Consider the following 17,060-nt stretch of genomic DNA (forward strand, 5'->3'; position numbering starts at 1 on the left):
GCCCCGGCAACGGGCACAGTGGCGTCGTGACCGACCCGTCCGCCGCCTACCGGTCCGCCCTGCCCACCGGGTGGACCACCGAGCTCGACCTGCGCCCGTACGACCGCACCGGCGTCCCGGTCACCGCCACGGTGTGGCGCTCGACCGACGGCACCCGCTCGGGCCACGGGGTGGGGTACGGCGCCTCGGTCGGCGCGGCGGCGACCGGCGCCTGGGGCGAGCTGGCCGAGCAGGTGCTGCTCGACGACGCGTTGCTGCACGTGGAACCGCGCACGGCCACCCACGCCGAACTGGTGCGCGAGCGGGGCGTCGACCGGGTGGCCGACCCGCTGACCCTCGTGCTGCCGGCCGGTGCCGACCCCGACCGGCCGCTGCGCTGGCTGCCCACCACCCGGTGGGCGACGGGCGAGGAGGTGCTGGTGCCGGCCGAGTTCGTCGCCCCGCACGCCGGCGGCATCGCCGCACCCCCGCCGGGCGGCGGCTGGCTGGTCACCCCGATCACCAACGGCATGGGCGCCGGGGACACCCTCGAACGGGCGGTGGCCCACGGGATCGGTGAGCTGCTGCAGCGCGACGGCGACACCGTGGACTTCCGGGCGCTGGACACCGGGCGGGTCATCACGGGCATCGACGACCCGCAGACCGCCACCCTGCTCGCCGAGCTGGCCGCCGCGGGGCTGGAGGTCCTGGTCAAGCTCGACAGCACGGAGTTCGCCGTCGTCGTGCACGCCGTGGCCCGCGACGCGGCGGCCGACCCGCCGGTCGTGCTCAGCGCGATCGGCGAGGCCGCCGCCCCCGACCGGGCCGAGGCGGTGCGCAAGGCGGTGCTGGAGCTGGCGTCCTCGCGCGCCCGGCGGGCGTTCGCCTTCGGCCCGCTGGACCGGGTCCGCGAGCTGCACCCCGGCTACCTGGCCGCCGAGCTGGCCGCCCCGCTCGGCCCGCAGGAGCCCCGCGCGCTGGCCGCGATGACGTCCTGGGCCGACCTCACGACCCCCGAGCTCGACGACCTGCTGGCCCCGCTGTGGCGGTGCAGCTCCCCGGTGCCCTACGCGGAGCTGCCGACCTCGGACGCCGCCGGCCCCGCGGACACCCTCGCGCTGTACCGGGACCGGCTGGCCGGGTTCGACCTGCTCGTCGCCCCGGCGCGGGCCGGCGACGTGCACGTGGCGAAGGTGCTGGTACCCGGGCTTGAGGTGGAGACGCTGTCCTACGGGCGGATCGGCGAGCGGGTGGCCCGCCGGCTGCTCGACCGGGGCTCACCGCTCGTGGGCCGCGGGCCCGCGGAGGGGCCCCACCGCCGGCAGGTGCGGCTCACGGCGGACGCGACGGAGCGGCTGGGCGGGCCCGTCTGGCTCGACGTCGCCGCCGTCGACCGCACGGTCGGCCGGCTCTACCCGCTGTACCGCGAACCGACCCGGCACGCGCCCGAGCGCCTGCGCTGATCAGCGCAGGCCGCTGCGGGCCACGCCCTCCACGAACTGCCGCTGGAAGACCGCGAACACCACCAGCACCGGGAGGGTCGACAGCAGCGCCATGCCCATCAGGGCCGGGTAGTCGGTGCCGTACTCGCCCTGCAGGAACGACAGCCCGATCGGCACGGTGAACAGCTGCTGGTCGTTGAGGACGATCAGCGGCCAGGCGAACTCGTTCCACCGGTACATGAAGGTCAGGATCACCAGGACGGCGATCAGCGGCCGGCTCATCGGCAGCACGACCGACCAGAAGATGCGCAGGTGGCCGGCGCCGTCGAGCCGGGCGGCCTCGAGCACCTCGTCGGGGATGCCCAGCATGAACTGCCGGCACAGGAAGATGCCGAACGCCTCGGCCGCCCGCGGGATGATCACCGCCCAATACGAGTTGATCCAGCCCAGCCCGGCGACCAGCTGGAACTGCGGCACCATGACGACCTGCACCGGGATCATCAGGGTCGACACGATCATGATGAACACGACCTGCTGGCCGCGGAACCGGTACTTGGCCAGCACGTACCCGGCCAGCAGGTTGAGCGTCACCGAGAGCGCCATGGCCACCAGCGCGATCGCGGTGGAGTTCACGAAGAACTGGCCGAACGGCAGCAGGGTGAAGGCCCGCCGGAAGCCGTCGAGCGTCGGGTTCTCCGGGAAGAACCGCAGCGGTCCGCTGGTCAGCGCGCCCTGGTCGCTGAACGCGGTGATGACCATCCAGTAGAGCGGGAAGACCATCACGAGCGCGCCGGCGACGAGCGCCACGGCCCGCCACGAGGCCCACCCGGCCCCGCCCCGCGGCGATCGGCGGGCACCCCTCGACGGGGTGCGGACGGCGGTGCTCACAGGTCGGCCTCCTGGGCGCGCTGCCGGCGGTACCAGAGTGCGGTGAGCACGGCGATGAACAGGTAGGTGACGACGCCGATGGTCGCCGCGTAGCCCTGTCGTCGGGCGTCGAAGCCCTCGGCGTAGGCGTAGGTCACGAGCATCTCGGTGGCGTTGCCGGGCCCACCGCCGGTGAGCACGTAGACGACGTCGAACACCTGGAAGCTCTCGATCACCCCGAGCACGACCAGGAAGATCGTCGTCGGCTTGAGCAGCGGGACGACGACGTACCGCAGCCGCTGCCACCGGCCGGCGCCGTCGGTCTGGGCGGCCTCCAGGTACTCCTTGGGGATCGACTGCAGGCCGGCGAGGTAGACCACCATGACGAAGCCGACCTTGGTCCAGATGCTGATGAGCACCAGCGAGCCCATGGCGCCCACGGCGTCGCTCTGCCACGGGACGCCGTCCAGGCCGGCCGAGCGCAGCAGCCGGTTCACCACGCCCACGTTCTCGTTGAAGATCCACCGGCCGGCCACGGCGACGACGACGCCGCTGATGACGTAGGGCACGTAGTAGATGCCCCGCAGCACCCCTCGTCCGCGCAGCGGGCGGTTCATCGCCAGCGCGATGCCCAGCCCGAGGGCCAGCGAGACCGGGACGGTGAGCAGCGCGTACAGGCCGGTGTTCGCGGTGGCGCGCCAGAAGGTCGAGTCGCCGAACAGCTCGGTGTAGTTGTCGGCGCCGACGAACTCGCGCGGGCCGAAGCCCGAGGACGAGTAGAGCGACAGCCACACGGTGGCCAGCAGGGGGATGAAGAGGAAGACGCCGAAGACGACGAGGTTGGGGGAGAGCAGGCCCCACGCGGCGACCGTGTCGCGGGAGATCCTGCGCCTGCGGGGCGGGGGGTCCCCGGGGACGGGGGCCGTGACCGCGGCCGGCGCCGCCGTCGTCACGAGAGCCGCCCGGCGACGTCCTCGGCCAGGGCGGCCAGCACCTCGCCGGGGTCGTCGCCGGCCAGGAACGCCTGTTCGAGACGGTCGACCATCGAGGCGTTGACCGCGTTGAACTGCGGCACGGTCACCTGGGCCGACAGCTGCGGGGTGATGGTGGTGGCCTGCTCCACGAACAGCTCCATGAGGTCGGGGCGCACGGCGTAGTCCAGCCGCTCACCGAGCAGGGCGGTGCGGGTGGGCAGCACGGTGGCCTGCGCGCAGAACAGCGCCTGCTGCTCGTCGTCGGCCAGGAAGGCCAGGAAGTCCGCGGCCGCCTCGGGGTTCACCGACTGGGCGGTGGCGACCACGGCGTTGCCGCCCAGGTCGGCCGAGGCCCGCTCGTCGGCCGGCAGGAAGGTGGCCCCGTACTCGCGCCCGGCCGAGACGAACGCCGGGTCGATGGTCGGCAGCAGGAAGTCGCCGGCGAAGACCATCGCGATGGTGCCGGTGGTGAACAGCTCGTCGACGTAGGAACCCTTGGTCGACGTCGTGGGCGGCACCAGGCCGTCGGTGAAGAAGGCCTGGGTGAAGGCGAGGGCGTCGCGGCCCGCGCGGCTGTCGATCGCCGGGCCGTCGAGGTCGTCGGTCAGCAGCCGGCCCCCGCGCTGGTCGACCCAGTTGAGCCACCGGTAGGCCCCGGCCAGCTGCCAGTTGACGCCGAAGGCGAACTGCGCGTCGCCGGTGGGCAGCCCCGCGGCGACGGAGCGGAACTCCTCCCACGTCCAGGCCTCGTCGAGGCTGCCGGGGATGCGGGCCCCGGCCAGGGCCTCGGTGTCGTAGAGCACCAGGGAGGTGTCGGTGTGGTGGGGGACGCCGTACACCCGGCCCCCGCTCTGCACCGCCGACACGAACGCCTCGCCGAACCCGTCGACGTACCCGGCCGGCAGCAGGTCGGTGAGGTCGAGCAGGGCGCCGCCGGCGGCGTAGATGCCGATGTCCTGGTAGGTCACCCGGAACAGGTCCGGCCCGCGGTCGCTGGCCAGGTTCGCGTCGACGCCGGTGAGCGCCTCGGAGAACGGGACGACGTTGAACGCGACCGGGATGCCGCTGGTCGCCGTCCAGCGCTCGGCCACGGTGCGGAACGCGGCCAGCTCGGCCTCCCCGGCCCACAGCGTGAAGCTCAACCGGCCCTCGGTGCTCCCGGTGCCGTCGCCGCGCTGCAGGGCGAAGCCGGTGCCGCACCCGGTCAGGGCCAGGGCGCCGGCCGCGCTCGCGCCCAGGAACCCTCGTCGGGACAGCCGTCCGCTGATCACCGCCTGACCCTGCGGCCTGGTACGCCCCGGCACCAGTCGATCTTGTGAACGGTCTTTGCGCTGTCAGGCCAGCCGTTCCACCGAGGCGTTGGACGTCCACAGGCGGGTGCCGGACGCGGCGACCGCGGCGTCGCCCGGGGCGGCGGGGTCGAACGGGGTGCCGCCCAGCCAGGCCCACCCGGCCGGACGGCGGCCGATGACCTCGGTGAGCCGCGCCAGTGGGCGGTGCACCTGCCGGTCGACGTCCGCGGCCGTGCGCACCGAGGCCGAGCTCGCGTGGGTGGCCGAGTGCCCGCAGACCACGTGCCGGGTGGCCAGGTCGGCCAGGTCGTCCCAGGTCATCGCGAGGGGGGCGGTGCCCGGCAGGTCCTCGGCGAGCACGCCCAGGTCGTGGGCGGCGGCGAAGGCCCGCTGCTGGTCCGGCGGGCAGTCGAGGAACTCCGTCGGCGGGTAGAACCAACCCACCAGGCCGAGCTCCTCGCAGAGCGGTGCGGCCACCTGCGCGGCGCTGGCGAAGCCGTCGAAGAACGCCGGGACGACACCCGGGCGCGGGTCGGCCCAGTGGCCGGTGTCCAGCGCGGCGTGCAGGTCGGCCTCGGTGACGGGGGAGAACCGCTGGGCGTAAGAGGCCAGCTCGCGGCGTAGCTCGCCCGCGTGGGAGGCCGGGGTGTTGTGCCAGTTGACCACCCGCAGGTGCCGCCCGTGCAGCACCGCGTCCACGACCCGGGCGGCCTCGGCGTCGCGGGCACCGTGGTCGGGCCGGTCGGTGTCGTGCGGCCGCCACGCCGCCAGCGCCCCACCGCGCCCCGGGCATGGGAGCCCATGCACCCGGTGCCGGGCCTCGTCGCCGGGTGCATGGGCTCCCATGCCGGGGCCGCCGGGTCCGCCGGGGCCGCCGGGTCCACCGGGGCCGCCGGGGCGCAGGCGGAGGTGGGCCAGCGCCGCCAGCGCGTCCTGCACCGTCGAGTCCGGGTCGGCGGCACGCAGCACCTCCCACGCGCGCTCGACCTCAGCGGCCAGCTCGGCGTCCGCGGGCCGCGGGACGACGCCCGGCGCAGGCCGGGTGCGGTCGACCAGGGCGACCAGCATCGCCACACCGGCCCGGTCCTCGTCCTCGGCCGCCACCGCCCGGGCCGCGGCCAGCACCTCCTCGTGGGTGACCACCATGCCGCGATGGTCCTGCACGGGGAGGGATGGGACCGGGTGGGACCTGACGTGCGTCGGGTGACCGACCCCACCAAGCCGGCGACCAGGTACGACGTCGTCGCGTGTTGCAGGTGGCCCGCATGGCCCCGACCAGCCCGCATGGCCCCGACCAGCCCGCATGGCCCCGACCAGCCCGCATGGCCCCGACCCCCTGACCGCTCCCACCCGGGGGCCCGCAGGGGGTGGCCGCACATCCCTGCGGGTGTGCGCAGCGGGCAACGGCCGGCCACCGTCAGCGACGTCGGGCCACCCCTGCTGCGCGCTGGTCGTGGGCGCGGCACCAGCAGCCGACCCCGATGTTGACCAGGGTCGCCGCAGCGCCCCAGGCGATGACGATCAGCGAGTCCATGCCCCCAGTGGGCGCCGGCGTCGGCCGGCGCGCCAGGTCCTTGACGCGTCCCTGACGGCCGCCGGGCGGTTCCTGACGCCCGTGCCCACACCCGCGTAGAAGGGTGAGAGGTGATCACTGGCGGTGGGAGGCCGTCGCACCCACCCCCCACCGCCAGTGATCACCTCCGACCCAGAGGCGGACCGGTCCCGACGGTGGCCGTACGGGTCAGGGCCGGGCTGGTCATCGGCCTCCTGGTCGCTGCTCCGCGGTGGTCGAGGACTCCCGCGACCACCCCGTGGACAGGGCGTGGCTCGCCGGCGCGCTGGGCGGCGGGCGTCGTCGGGCTGTCGTGGGTGGTGCTGCTGACCGTCCTGCGCGAGGAGGTCTCCCACGACCGCGACCTCGACCGCTGCCCCGGCATCCGGCGCGTGACCCGGACGATCTCTCGACCTGGTGCCGGTTGAGCGGGCTCCGGGCGGGGGAGAACGCCCCGGTGAGCGTGGACAGGGCGAACCTGCGTCGGGTGGTCGGTGCGTCGGCGGCGGTGGTGACCGAGCTGCAGGCGGGCACGGCCGCGCTGGCCCTGCGGAAGGGCCGCCGGGACTACGCCGACGGCGTCTGGGGGCCCGGTCTCGCCGCCGTGGCGCTGACCGGTGCGGCGCTGGGCACCGGCGACCCCGTGCGCCGGTGGACGACGGCCGCCGTCACCACCGGCTGGGCGGTCCGGCTGGAGTCGCTCATGCTGCGCCGGTTGCGGGGCACCGACACCGAGGACGAGCGGTACACCGAGTTCCTCGAGGGCGCCTCCACCCCGACCGTGCTCGCGAAGGTGTTCGGCACCCAGGCCGCCGCCCAGCTGCTCGTGTCCGCCCCGCTCCAGCTGGCCGCGGCCAGCACGCTGCCCCGCTCGGCCCGCCGCTGGCTGTTCCCGCTCGGCGTGGCGGTCGCGGTGACCGGTGCGGTGGTCGAGGCCGTGGCCGACCGGCAGAAGTCGGCCTACATGCAGCGCGACCGCGACGACCGCCCCGATGTCCTGGACACCGGGCTGTGGAGCGTCTCCCGGCACCCGAACTACCTGGGCGACTCGATCATGTGGGACGGCACCTGGCTGGCCGGCGCGGCATCCGCCCCCGGCGCCTGGCTGTTCCCCGCCCCCGCCGCGATGAGCTGGTTCCTCGTCTACGCCACGGGCGCGAAGCGCACCGAGGACCGCATGGGTGACCGCCCCGCCTACCAGGACTACCAGCGCCGGGTGTCCTTCTTCTTCCCCGGGACCTGACCGGCCGCCATGCTCACCCCGTGGCCCGGTTGATCTACTCCGCGATCTGCTCCCTCGACGGCTTCGTCGCCGACGCCGACGGCGACTTCGGCTTCGCCTTCCCCGACCCGGAGGCGTTGGCCGCGGTCAACGCCGACACCGCCCGCATCGGGACCTTCCTGCACGGCCGGCGGATGTACGAGCTCATGCAGGGTTGGGAGACCGACCCCTCCTGGGCCGAGGGCGACGCGGGCTCGGCCGAGTTCGCTGCGCACTGGCAGCGGGTGGACAAGGTGGTCTTCTCGACCACCCTGGACGCCGTCGGCACCCGGCGCACGCAGCTGCGGCGCTCGTTCGACCCCGCCGAGGTGGCCGCGCTGGTGCGCGACGCCGAGCTCGACGTGAGCGTCGACGGGCCGACGCTGGCCGCGCACGCCTTCCGTGCCGGCCTGGTCGACGAGGTGCACCTGCTGCTGGCCCCGGCTGTCGTCGGCCGCGGCCTCAAGGCCCTCCCGGACGACGTCCCGCTGGCGCTGGACCTGCTCTCCACCCGGCAGGTCGGCGGCTTCGTCGCCGTCCGCCACGCCGTTCGCCGTCCCGGCTGAGGGGTGACCGGACATCCTGCACGGTGGCCGGCCGATGAACGGTGCGGCCACCGTGGGGGAGGTCGGGCCACCCCGAGGACGCGGGAGGGTCAGACGTGCACGGGCTGGCCGGTGGCCTCCAGGACCGACAGCCACAGGTCGCCGCGCGGGTCGACCTGGTTGCGCGAGCGGGTGACCAGCGGGATCGGCAGGTTCACGAACCGGCCGTGCCACCGCCCGGCCACCGTGGCGGTGCGGCCGGCCATCGCGGCGTGGACGGCGGCCTGGGCCAACCGGGTGCAGTACACCGAGTCGTGGCTGTTGGCCGGGACGCTGCGGATGGCGTAGCCGGGGTCGACGTAGCGCAGCTGGAACGGGATGCCGCTGCTGTTCAGGTGGCTGCTGAGCTCGTCGCGCAGCTTCTTGCCGATGTCGAACAGCTTGGCGTTGCCCGAGGCGTCCGCGCCGCCCTCGCTGCCGGCGAACATGTCTTGCCCGTAGCCCTCGGCGACCACGACCACCGCGTGCCCCTGCTCGGCCAGCACCCGCTCCACGTGCGCGAGCACGCCGCGGTCCCCGCCCAGCGGCATGGGCACCTCGGGGATCAGCACCAGGTCGACGTCGTCGCTGGCCAGGGTGGCGTAGGCGGCGATGAACCCGGAGTGCCGGCCCATCAGCTTCACCAGGCCTACCCCGCCGCGGTGCGACCGGGCCTCGGTGGCCGCCGCGCGGATCGACTCCGCGGCGCGGCCGAACGCGGTCTGGAACCCGAAGCTGCGGTCGATCCAGGGGATGTCGTTGTCGATGGTCTTGGGGACGCCGACCACCGCGATCGGCAGCCCCTGCCGGGTGGCCTCGTCGGCGATGGCCTGCGCCCCGCGCAGCGACCCGTCGCCCCCGACGACGAACAGGATGTCGATCTGCCGCAGCCGCAGCGTCTCGACCATGACCTTGGGGTCCTGGCCGCCGCGGGACGTGCCGAGCACCGTGCCGCCCTGCTGGTTGATCCAGCGCACCGACTCGGGCGTGAGCTCCACCGGCTCGTCGCCGTCGGGGGTCAGCCCGAGGTAGCCGTCGCGGAACCCGAGCACCGAGTGGACGCCGTAGTGCTCGGCCAGCTCGCCGACCAGCCCGCGGATGACGTTGTTCAGGCCCGGGCACAGGCCACCGCAGGTGACGATGCCGACCTTGGTCCCCTTCGGGTCGAAGAACAGCCGGCGCCGCGGCCCGCCCGGCTCGAAGGTGGGCAGCTCCTCGACCGGGACACCCCGGCGGGTGGCCATGCCGAGGGTGCCGTCGACCAGCACGCGGTCGTGCTCGCCCACGTAGTGCACCGACTCGCCCCGCTCGAGCAGACCGCCGTCGAGGGGGGAGGGGTAGGCCAGCTCGCCGAGCGTCCGGACGGCGAGGTCGGCCGCCGTCAGCTGGATCTGTTCGTCGCTGTCCACGCACCCCATAGTGCCCTGTGCCACGCGGCCCCGGGCACCGCGGCTCGCCGCTGACCTGCGCGAACGGGGTAGACGTCCCAGACGTGTTCCCCGCCGGAACAGCCCCGCGACCCGGCCCGTTCGACCCCCTGTGACCCTGGCCCTCGCCGTGCTCGGCGACTCGATCGCGTTCGGCACCGGTGCCGCCCGACCGGCCGACGCGCTCGGCCCCCGGCTGGTCGCCGCGCTCGCCGAGGACGGCGTCGACGCCACCCTGCAGGTCGAGGCCGTGCCGGGCGCGGTGTCGGCGGCGCTGGCCGGCCAGGTGCGGCTGGTGACCCGGTGCGACCTGGCGCTGGTCGTGGTGGGCGCCAACGACCTCACCCGGCTCGTGCCGCCGGCCACCGCGGCGCAGCAGCTCGGCGCGGCCGTGCGGGACCTGCGGGTCACCGGCGCCGACGTCCTGGTGGTGCCCGCGCCGGACCTGTCGACCGTGCCATGGGTGCCGCCGGCCTTCCAGGCCCTGGTCGCCACGGCCAGCGGGGAGCTGCAACGGCGCCAGGCCGACGCCGTGCGGGCCGCGGGTGGGGTCGTCGTCCCGGTCGGGGCCGAGCTGGGGCAGCGGTTCCGGGCGCAGCCGGCGCTCTTCGCCGCCGACCGGTTCCACCCCTCGTCGGCCGGCTACGCACTCATCGCCGAGGCGCTGGCCCCGGTGGTCCGGGCGGTGGCCCGCAGCCGCGCGGCCTGACGCTCCGGTGGCCGGGGCCGCGCGGAGGTCCCCATGATGGCTGCGGGTCGAGACCGCGCCCTCGTCGTCCCCACCACGAGAGGCCGCTGGTGCTCGCCGATCTGCCGTCCTGCGGGACACCCCTGTCCGCCGTTGCCGCCCGCGCGGGCTGCGCGGCGCCGGTCGCCGGTCCCGCCGTCGTCGACCTGGTGATGGATTCCCGCCGGGCGGGCCCGGGGTCGCTGTTCGCCTGCGTGCGGGGCGCTCGGGCCGACGGGCACCGCCACGCGGCCGCAGCGGTGGCCGCGGGTGCGGTGGCCGTGCTCGCTGACCGCCCCGGCCGGTTGCCGGTCGACCTGGGCGTGCCCGTGCTCGTGGTCCCCTCGGTGCGGGCGGTGCTCGGGCCGGTGGGTGCGCTGGTCGCCGGTGACCCGGCCGACCGGCTGCAGGTGGTGGCGGTGACCGGCAGCAACGGCAAGACGACGACCAGCACCCTGCTGGCCGGGGTGCTGGACACCCCCGGGCGCCGCTGCGGTCTGCTGACCACCGTCGGCGCCACCGTCGGCCGGCACACCCGCACGACGGCGCTCACCACCCCCGAGGCACCCGACCTGCACCGGCTGCTGCGCTGGATGGTGCAGCGCGACGCCGCCGCGGCCGTCGTGGAGGCCTCCTCCATCGCGCTGGACGTCGGCCGGGTCGACGGCCTGTGCGCCGAGGTCGCGGTGTTCACCGGGTTCGAGCCCGACCACCTCGACCACCACGGCACCGTCGAGCAGTACTGGGCCAGCAAGGCCCGGCTGTTCGAGCCCGACCGGGCGCGGGTCGGCGTCGTGGTGACCGACGACCCCTGGGGGCGCCGGCTGGCCGACCAGGCGAGGATCCCGGTGGTCCGGGTGGGCACCGCCGCCGACTGCGACGTCCGGGTGGTGCACGGCACCAGCTCGGCCGGCGGCACCGAGGTGCTGGTCGAGCGGGCCGGACGACGGCACGCCCTGCGCAGCCCCGTCGTCGGCGGCGTGCACGTGACGAACGTGGCCGCGGCCTGGACCGCCGCGGTGGTCCTCGGCGCGGACCCCGACGACGTGGCCGACCGGCTGACCCACGTCGACCCGCCGCCGGGCCGGGGCACGCTGCTGACCGCGCCGGGGGCTCCCCTGGTGGTCGTGGACTACGCCCACACCCCGGGGGCGCTGGCCGACGCGGTGGCGACCGCCGGGCGGTTGCGCCCAGCGGGCGAGGTGCACCTCGTGCTGGGCGCCCGGGGCGCCCGGGACCGCTGGAAGCGCCAGGGCCTGGGGACGGCGGCCCGCGCGGCCGACCACGTGTGGCTGACCAACGAGGGCAGCCACGGCGAGGACCCGGCGGCCATCGTCGCCGAGCTCGCGGTGGGCCTCCTCGGGTCCGACGCCCGGGTGCGCACCGTCCTGGACCGGCGGGCGGCGATCACCGCGGCGGTGGACGCGGCCGGTCCGCAGGACGTCGTCCTCGTGGTGGGCCGGGGGCACGAGACGCTGCAGGACGCACCCGGGGCCCTGGACCCGGCGACGACCCAGCGATTCTCCGACGCCGACGTGGCCCGGGCGGCTCTGGGGGAGGGCCGCCGCCGGCTGGCCGGCTAGTCGCCCTCGGCCTCGTGGGCCTTCAGCTCCCGGGTGGCCATGCCGCCCTCACCGCCCTCGTCGCGGGGGCCGGGGTGCAGCTGGGCCTCGCTGTCGGACTGGTCCTTCTCCGGCTCGGTCATGCCCTCCAGCGTCACGCGTCGGTGCCGATCGAGCCACCCGAGCCACCCGAGCCCGTTGATCACCACGGGTCGGTGGTGGTCTCCGCGGTCCCGAGGCAGCGGCTGACCCGGGGTGATCACGGCCCCGGGGACGATGACGGCGCCGGCCCCGTGATCGGGGGCCGGCGCCGTACGGGGTCCTTCCGCTAGAGGACGTCGAACTCGTTGAACGCGGCGCCGCCGGAGAGGGTGGCGTAGCCGGGGCCGCGGTCGAAGAACGGCTCCTCGCCGGTGCGGGCGGCCCGCATCTCGGCGCGCAGCCCCTCGGTGGCCGCCTCGTCCGCCGTCCCGTCCTCGGACACCACGACGCCGTAGTCGTCGCGGGCGCCCTGCACCGACACCTTGAGCCAGGCGATGTCGCGCAGGACCTCCTCGACCGGCCGGTCGAGCGGGTCGCCCCAGCCGCCACCGCCCGTCGTCCGCACCCGCACGACGGTGCCGGCCTTCAGCGGCTCGGCGTCGGCGAGGGCGTCGACCTCGTGCTCGTCGGGGCCGCCCGGGTCGACGGTGATCTGGAACGGCCGACCCGCCTTGCCGCCCTTGACACCCCAGCAGGCCAGGATCGAGCGGTCGGCGATGGACATGAAGTGCGCGTCGCGCAGTACCCGGATGTGCTTCTCGTAGCCGCAGCCACCGCGGTAGCGGCCGGGGCCACCGGAGTCCATCGCCAGGCCCAGGGCCTCGATGCGCAGCGGGAAGCGGCCCTCGGTGAACTCCGTGGGCAGGTTCCGCGAGTCGGGGACGACGTGGATGGTGTCCTCGCCGTCGGCGTAGTACCGCCCACCCGAGCCGCCACCGAGCACCTCGCGCATGAGGTAGGGCTCGCCGTCGAAGTCCGTGCCGTACACACCGGTGTACCGGATCGTCTCCTGGTCGGCCGGCATCCGGCCGCCGGTGGCCTTGGCCAGCACGCCGGCGAGCACGCCCAGCAGCCGCAGGATCACGAACGTGCGGGCGTTGGTCGGCGCGGGGAAGACCGGGGTGAGCAGCGTGCCCTTCTCCGGGAACCGCATCTCGATCAGCGGGACGACGCCCTCGTTGACGTCGAGCTCGGCCATGCGCTCCGGCGTCGCCGCCAGGTTGCGCAGGATCGGCGCCAGCCACTTCTTCAGGAAGTTGCCGTCGGAGTAGTCGCCGCAGTGGTTGATCGGGCCCTTGGCCTGCGGGCCGGTGCCGGTGAAGTCGATGACCAGCGGGACGTCGGCCGCGGAGTCCATCGTCAGCGTGATCCGCTGGCGGTGCAGCATCGGCTCGTCGACGCCGTCGTGCTCGGCGTAGTCCTCCCACACGTAGGTGCCGTCGGGGATCTGGCTGAGGATCTCGGTGCGGTAGACCTCGGTCGAGTTGGCCAGGATCGCGTCGAAGCAGGCCTCGACCGCCTCGACCCCGTACCGCTCGAACAGCTCGCCCAGGCGGCGGGCGCCGGCCAGGCAGGCCGAGCACTCGGCGTCGAGGTCGGCGGCCAGCGAGTCGGGCATCCGCGAGTTGCGCGTCATGATCTTCAGCGCCGACTCGTTGGGGACGCCGCGGTCCCACAGCTTGATCGGGGGGACCATCAGGCCCTCCTCGAACATGCTGGTCGCGGCCGAGGGCATGGAGCCGGGCACCGCGCCGCCGATGTCGTCGTGGTGGCCGAACGCCTGGATGAAGGCCACGACCTCGGGCTGCGCACCCTCCGTCGGCGAGGCGAAGACCGGGACGGTGACGCACAGGTCGGGCAGGTGGCCGATCCCGCCCTCGGAGAGGTAGACGTCGTTGTGGAAGAAGACGTCGCCGACGTTCATCTGCGCGATCGGGTAGTCGCGCACCACCGGCTGCACCAGCGCGGAGTACGAGCGGCCGGTGAGCTTGCGCAGCTGGCGGTCGTGGATCCCGGCCCGGAAGTCGTGGGCGTCGCGGATCATCGGGGAGCGCGACGTGCGGCCGATGGCGGTCTCGACCTCCATCTCGATCGCCGCCAGCGTGCCGGCGACGATCTCGACGAGGACCGGGTCTGCAGCGGTCTGCGAGGCGGTCACTGGGCAGTCTCCTTGGTGAGCAGCAGGTTCGAGTAGCTGTCGACGGTGGCGGTGAAGCCGGGGTGCACCGGGACGGTGGAGCCGAACTCCTCCACGATCGCCGGGCCGGTGACGACGTCACCGGGCTGCAGCTGGGTGCGGGCGTACAGCGGGGTCTCGACCCAGTCGTCGAAGAACACCCGGCGGGTGCCGGTGACGGCGTCGGCGGCGGAGCCCTCGGTGCGGTCGGGCCGGGCCACCAGGTCGGGACGGCGGATCGGGCCGATGCCGCTCACCCGCAGGTTGACCCACTCGACCGCCTGGCGCGGGTCGGTGCGGAAGTCGTAGCCGTAGAGCTGGTGGTGCGCGGCGTGGAACGCGTCCGCCACCGTCGCCAGCGCCGCGTCGTCCAGGTCGCCGTCGGGCACGGGCACCCGCACCTCGAAGGCCTGGCCGACGTAGCGCAGGTCCGCCGTCCGCTGCATGCGCTGCTCGTCGCGGGCGAAGCCCTCGCCGTCCAGCGCCGTGCCGGCCCGGCCCTCGAGCTCGGCGTAGGCCGAGGCCACGGCCGAGGCGTCCAGCGCGGTGTGCTTGGCGATCATCGTCTGCACGTAGTCGTTGCGGACGTCGACCGTGAGCAGGCCGAACGCGCTGACGTTGCCCGGGTTCGGCGGCACCAGGGTGCGCGGCAGGCCGAGGATGTCCATGAGCCGGCAGGCCAGCAGCGACCCCGACCCGCCGAACGTGGTGAGGGTGAAGTCGCGGACGTCGAGCCCGCGGGCGACGGTGACCTGGCGCAGGGCGTTGGCCTGGTTCCAGGCCGAGATCTCGAGGATGCCGGTGGCGGTCTTCTCCACGGAGAGCCCGAGCTTGCCGCCCAGCAACTCGAGGCCGGCCGCAGCGTGCTCCGTCGACAGGGGGATCTCGCCACCGAGCAGGTGCGGGGGGATCCGGCCGAGGACGACGTGGGCGTCGGTCACGGTCGGCTCGGGGCCGCGGCTGGGGTAGCACATGGGGCCGGGGTCGGCGCCCGCGCTTCTCGGGCCCACCTTGAGGGTGCCCTCGGGGGCGATCCAGGCGATGGAGCCACCGCCGGCCCCGACGGTGACCACGTCGATCATGGGGATCTTGGACGGGTAGGCGCCGACGGTGCCCTCGGTGGTGAGCGCGGGCTCGCCGTCGATGACCACGGTGACGTCGGTGGAGGTGCCGCCGCCGTCGCAGGTGAGGATGCGGTCGAACCCGGCCGTCTGGGCGATGAGCGCGGCACCCAGGGCGCCGGCGGCCGGGCCGGAGAGCATGGTGGTGATCGGCTGGTGCACGACCTCCTCGGCGCTCAGCACGCCGCCGTTGCTCTTCATGACGTAGAAGGGCACCTCGGGGGCCAGCTCGTCGAGCCGGGCGCGGATGTTGGTGACGTAGGCGCCGACCTTGGGCTTGACCGCGGCGTCGACCAGCGTGGTGACCGAGCGCTCGTACTCGCGGTACTCGCGCAGCACGCCCGAGCTGATCGAGACGACGCAGTCGGGGTGCACCTCGCGCAGCACCTCGAGCATGGCCTGCTCGTGCGCGTCGTTGGAGTAGGCGTGCAGGAAGCAGACGCCGACGGTGGTGATGCCGGCGTCCTTGAAGAAGGTGGCGGCCGCGACGGCCTGGTCGCGGTCGAAGGGGCGCACCTCGGCGCCGGTGTGGTCCAGCCGGCCGCCGACGGTGCGCACCAGGTCGGCCGGGACGATGCGGGGCGGCTTGACCCAGAAGTAGCTGTTGCCGTAGCCGTCGGGCACCGACTGCCGGGCGATCTCCAGCACCGAGGCGTAGCCCTCGGTGGTGATGAACCCGATGCGGTCGAGCTTGCCCTCGAGCAGCTGGTTCGTCGCGACCGTGGTGCCGTGGCTGACCGCGGTGACGGCCTCGCCGGTCAGGCCCATCAGGTCGAGGACCTTCTGCACCCCGGCCAGGAACCCGTCGGCCGGGTTGCCCGGGGTCGAGGGGGTCTTGGTGGTGGTCGTCGCGCCGGACTCCTCGTCCACCGCGACGACGTCGGTGAACGTGCCACCGGTGTCGATGCCGATGCGTACCCGCCTGCTGGTCATGACAAATACCTTAGCGATGAGGTACCTGGCGGGGAAGGTGCTCGTGCGAGAACATCTGCGCCGATGAGGGTCGGGTCACACCTCATCGCGGGAAGACGTGACGAGGGGTTGCAGGTAGCTGCGTCATCCGCCATGCTTGAACCTGTAACCGGGTGTTACATGCAACGATACGGAGGGCCGTCCGATGACCAGCACGCTCCCGAGCACCGACCAGCTGACCGCCGCCTTCAGCGCCCACCAGCGCGACGGCGAGGCGGTCTCCGCCCGGCTGCTGGACTCGGCAGCGCAGCTGTCCTACGACCCCTCCACCGAGGTGGACTGGGACGAGCCGCTCGACCCGACGCTGCACGGGCTCAACCCTGAGTGGAGCACGCTGTACGGCACCCCGCTGTGGGACGAGATGACCGAGGAGCAGCGGGTCACGCTGACCCGGCACGAGGTCGCCTCGATCATGAGCACCGGCATCTGGTTCGAGATGATCCTGCAGCAGATGCTGCTGCGCGAGCACTACGCCGGCGACACCACGCGCAAGGACTTCCAGTTCGCGCTCACCGAGATCGCCGACGAGTGCCGGCACTCCATCATGTTCGCCCGTGCCTGCGAGAAGCTCGGCGCCACCGGCTACGCCCCCAAGCGCAGCGGCATCGAGCTGGGTCGGTTCTTCAAGTCCTTCGCCGGCGCCGAGCGGGCCTTCGCGGCCGCCCTGGTCGCCGAGGAGGTGCTCGACGTCATGCAGCGCGACTGGATGCGCGGCGAGGACGTCCTGCCGCTCATCCGCACCACCAGCCGGATCCACGTGGTCGAGGAGTCCCGGCACATGACCTACGCCCGGCAGGAGGTGCGCGAAAGCCTGGTCGGGGCCAGCCGACCCCGGGTGCGCGCCTCGGCGCTGCTCATCGCGATCGTCACCCAGGTCGTGGTGACCAACCTGGTGCACCGCGACGTCTACACGGCCGCCGGCCTCGACACCGACCGCGCCGTCCGCGAGGCCGGGGCCAACAAGCACCACCACGCGATGATGCGCACCAGCAGCCGGCACCTGATGGCCTTCCTCGGCGAGTGCGGCTTCCTCACCGGTCCTGCGGTGGCGATCTACCGCCGCCTGCACATGCTCTGAGGAT

General features: G+C 74.1%; 14 protein-coding genes. 6 read left to right on the forward strand and 8 right to left on the reverse strand.

What is annotated here, in order from left to right:
- Positions 1 to 26: 26 nt before the first annotated feature.
- A complete protein-coding gene (locus TEK04_RS17795; RefSeq protein ID WP_336405696.1) occupies positions 27 to 1,442 on the forward strand; it encodes a YcaO-like family protein in 1,416 nt (471 codons plus the stop codon).
- Here TEK04_RS17795 and TEK04_RS17800 read toward each other — a convergent pair whose 3' ends face one another.
- From TEK04_RS17800 to TEK04_RS17815, 4 genes are all read right to left on the reverse strand, one after another.
- On the reverse strand, positions 1,443 to 2,309 hold the full coding sequence (locus tag TEK04_RS17800; protein ID WP_336405697.1) for a carbohydrate ABC transporter permease: 867 nt from the start codon (positions 2,307 to 2,309) through the stop codon (positions 1,443 to 1,445).
- Positions 2,306 to 3,241, reverse strand: coding sequence for a carbohydrate ABC transporter permease (locus tag TEK04_RS17805; protein WP_336405698.1), 936 nt, complete (start codon positions 3,239 to 3,241; stop codon positions 2,306 to 2,308). Before TEK04_RS17805 ends, TEK04_RS17800 begins: the two co-directional genes overlap by 4 nt.
- On the reverse strand, positions 3,238 to 4,533 hold the full coding sequence (locus TEK04_RS17810; protein ID WP_336405699.1) for an extracellular solute-binding protein: 1,296 nt from the start codon (positions 4,531 to 4,533) through the stop codon (positions 3,238 to 3,240). Before TEK04_RS17810 ends, TEK04_RS17805 begins: the two co-directional genes overlap by 4 nt.
- Positions 4,534 to 4,596: 63 nt before the next feature.
- Positions 4,597 to 5,700 (reverse strand): polysaccharide deacetylase family protein, encoded by a 1,104-nt coding sequence (locus tag TEK04_RS17815; RefSeq protein ID WP_336405700.1) that lies wholly within the window; start codon positions 5,698 to 5,700, stop codon positions 4,597 to 4,599.
- An 863-nt stretch (positions 5,701 to 6,563) separates the two neighbouring features.
- On the opposite strand from TEK04_RS17815, the gene TEK04_RS17820 reads away from it, so the two are divergent.
- Together TEK04_RS17820 and TEK04_RS17825 are read left to right on the forward strand one after the other, a co-directional pair.
- Positions 6,564 to 7,349 carry a DUF1295 domain-containing protein gene (locus TEK04_RS17820; protein WP_336405701.1) on the forward strand — a complete coding sequence of 262 codons (786 nt, stop codon included), beginning with the start codon at positions 6,564 to 6,566 and terminating at the stop codon, positions 7,347 to 7,349.
- A gap of 20 nt (positions 7,350 to 7,369) precedes the next feature.
- Positions 7,370 to 7,933 carry a dihydrofolate reductase family protein gene (locus TEK04_RS17825; RefSeq protein WP_336405702.1) on the forward strand — a complete coding sequence of 188 codons (564 nt, stop codon included), beginning with the start codon at positions 7,370 to 7,372 and terminating at the stop codon, positions 7,931 to 7,933.
- An 89-nt stretch (positions 7,934 to 8,022) separates the two neighbouring features.
- On the opposite strand, the gene TEK04_RS17830 is transcribed toward TEK04_RS17825, so the two are convergent.
- The gene (locus TEK04_RS17830) at positions 8,023 to 9,360 is read right to left on the reverse strand and encodes an ATP-dependent 6-phosphofructokinase (RefSeq protein WP_336405703.1); all 1,338 of its coding nucleotides are present in this window, start codon (positions 9,358 to 9,360) and stop codon (positions 8,023 to 8,025) included.
- Positions 9,361 to 9,490: 130 nt separating this feature from the next.
- Between TEK04_RS17830 and TEK04_RS17835 the strand changes: the two genes are divergently transcribed.
- On the forward strand, positions 9,491 to 10,087 hold the full coding sequence (locus tag TEK04_RS17835; protein ID WP_336405704.1) for an SGNH/GDSL hydrolase family protein: 597 nt from the start codon (positions 9,491 to 9,493) through the stop codon (positions 10,085 to 10,087).
- An 89-nt stretch (positions 10,088 to 10,176) separates the two neighbouring features.
- The gene (locus TEK04_RS17840) at positions 10,177 to 11,688 is read left to right on the forward strand and encodes a Mur ligase family protein (protein WP_336405705.1); all 1,512 of its coding nucleotides are present in this window, start codon (positions 10,177 to 10,179) and stop codon (positions 11,686 to 11,688) included.
- Here the strand turns inward: TEK04_RS17840 and TEK04_RS17845 are convergent.
- The 3 genes from TEK04_RS17845 to TEK04_RS17855 all read right to left on the reverse strand — a co-directional run bounded on the left by TEK04_RS17845 (position 11,685) and on the right by TEK04_RS17855 (position 15,939).
- On the reverse strand, positions 11,685 to 11,810 hold the full coding sequence (locus TEK04_RS17845; RefSeq protein ID WP_336405706.1) for a hypothetical protein: 126 nt from the start codon (positions 11,808 to 11,810) through the stop codon (positions 11,685 to 11,687). The two genes, TEK04_RS17840 and TEK04_RS17845, sit on opposite strands and share 4 nt — an antisense overlap.
- Positions 11,811 to 11,995: 185 nt before the next feature.
- On the reverse strand, positions 11,996 to 13,867 hold the full coding sequence (locus TEK04_RS17850) for a hydantoinase B/oxoprolinase family protein (RefSeq protein WP_336405707.1): 1,872 nt from the start codon (positions 13,865 to 13,867) through the stop codon (positions 11,996 to 11,998).
- A complete protein-coding gene (locus tag TEK04_RS17855; protein ID WP_336405708.1) occupies positions 13,864 to 15,939 on the reverse strand; it encodes a hydantoinase/oxoprolinase family protein in 2,076 nt (691 codons plus the stop codon). Before TEK04_RS17855 ends, TEK04_RS17850 begins: the two co-directional genes overlap by 4 nt.
- Positions 15,940 to 16,123: 184 nt before the next feature.
- On the opposite strand from TEK04_RS17855, the gene TEK04_RS17860 reads away from it, so the two are divergent.
- Positions 16,124 to 17,056, forward strand: coding sequence for an AurF N-oxygenase family protein (locus tag TEK04_RS17860; RefSeq protein ID WP_336405709.1), 933 nt, complete (start codon positions 16,124 to 16,126; stop codon positions 17,054 to 17,056).
- Positions 17,057 to 17,060 lie beyond the last annotated feature (4 nt).

The organism is Klenkia sesuvii, assembly GCF_037083825.1.
GTDB lineage: Bacteria > Actinomycetota > Actinomycetes > Mycobacteriales > Geodermatophilaceae > Klenkia > Klenkia sesuvii.

Coding starts and splice junctions, on each gene's coding strand:
- TEK04_RS17815 (WP_336405700.1), bottom strand. CDS start 5,700: ATGGTGGTCACCCACGAGGAGGTGCTGGCCGCGGCCCGGGCGGTGGCG.
- TEK04_RS17855 (WP_336405708.1), bottom strand. CDS start 15,939: ATGACCAGCAGGCGGGTACGCATCGGCATCGACACCGGTGGCACGTTC.
- TEK04_RS17845 (WP_336405706.1), bottom strand. CDS start 11,810: ATGACCGAGCCGGAGAAGGACCAGTCCGACAGCGAGGCCCAGCTGCAC.
- TEK04_RS17860 (WP_336405709.1), top strand. CDS start 16,124: ATGACCAGCACGCTCCCGAGCACCGACCAGCTGACCGCCGCCTTCAGC.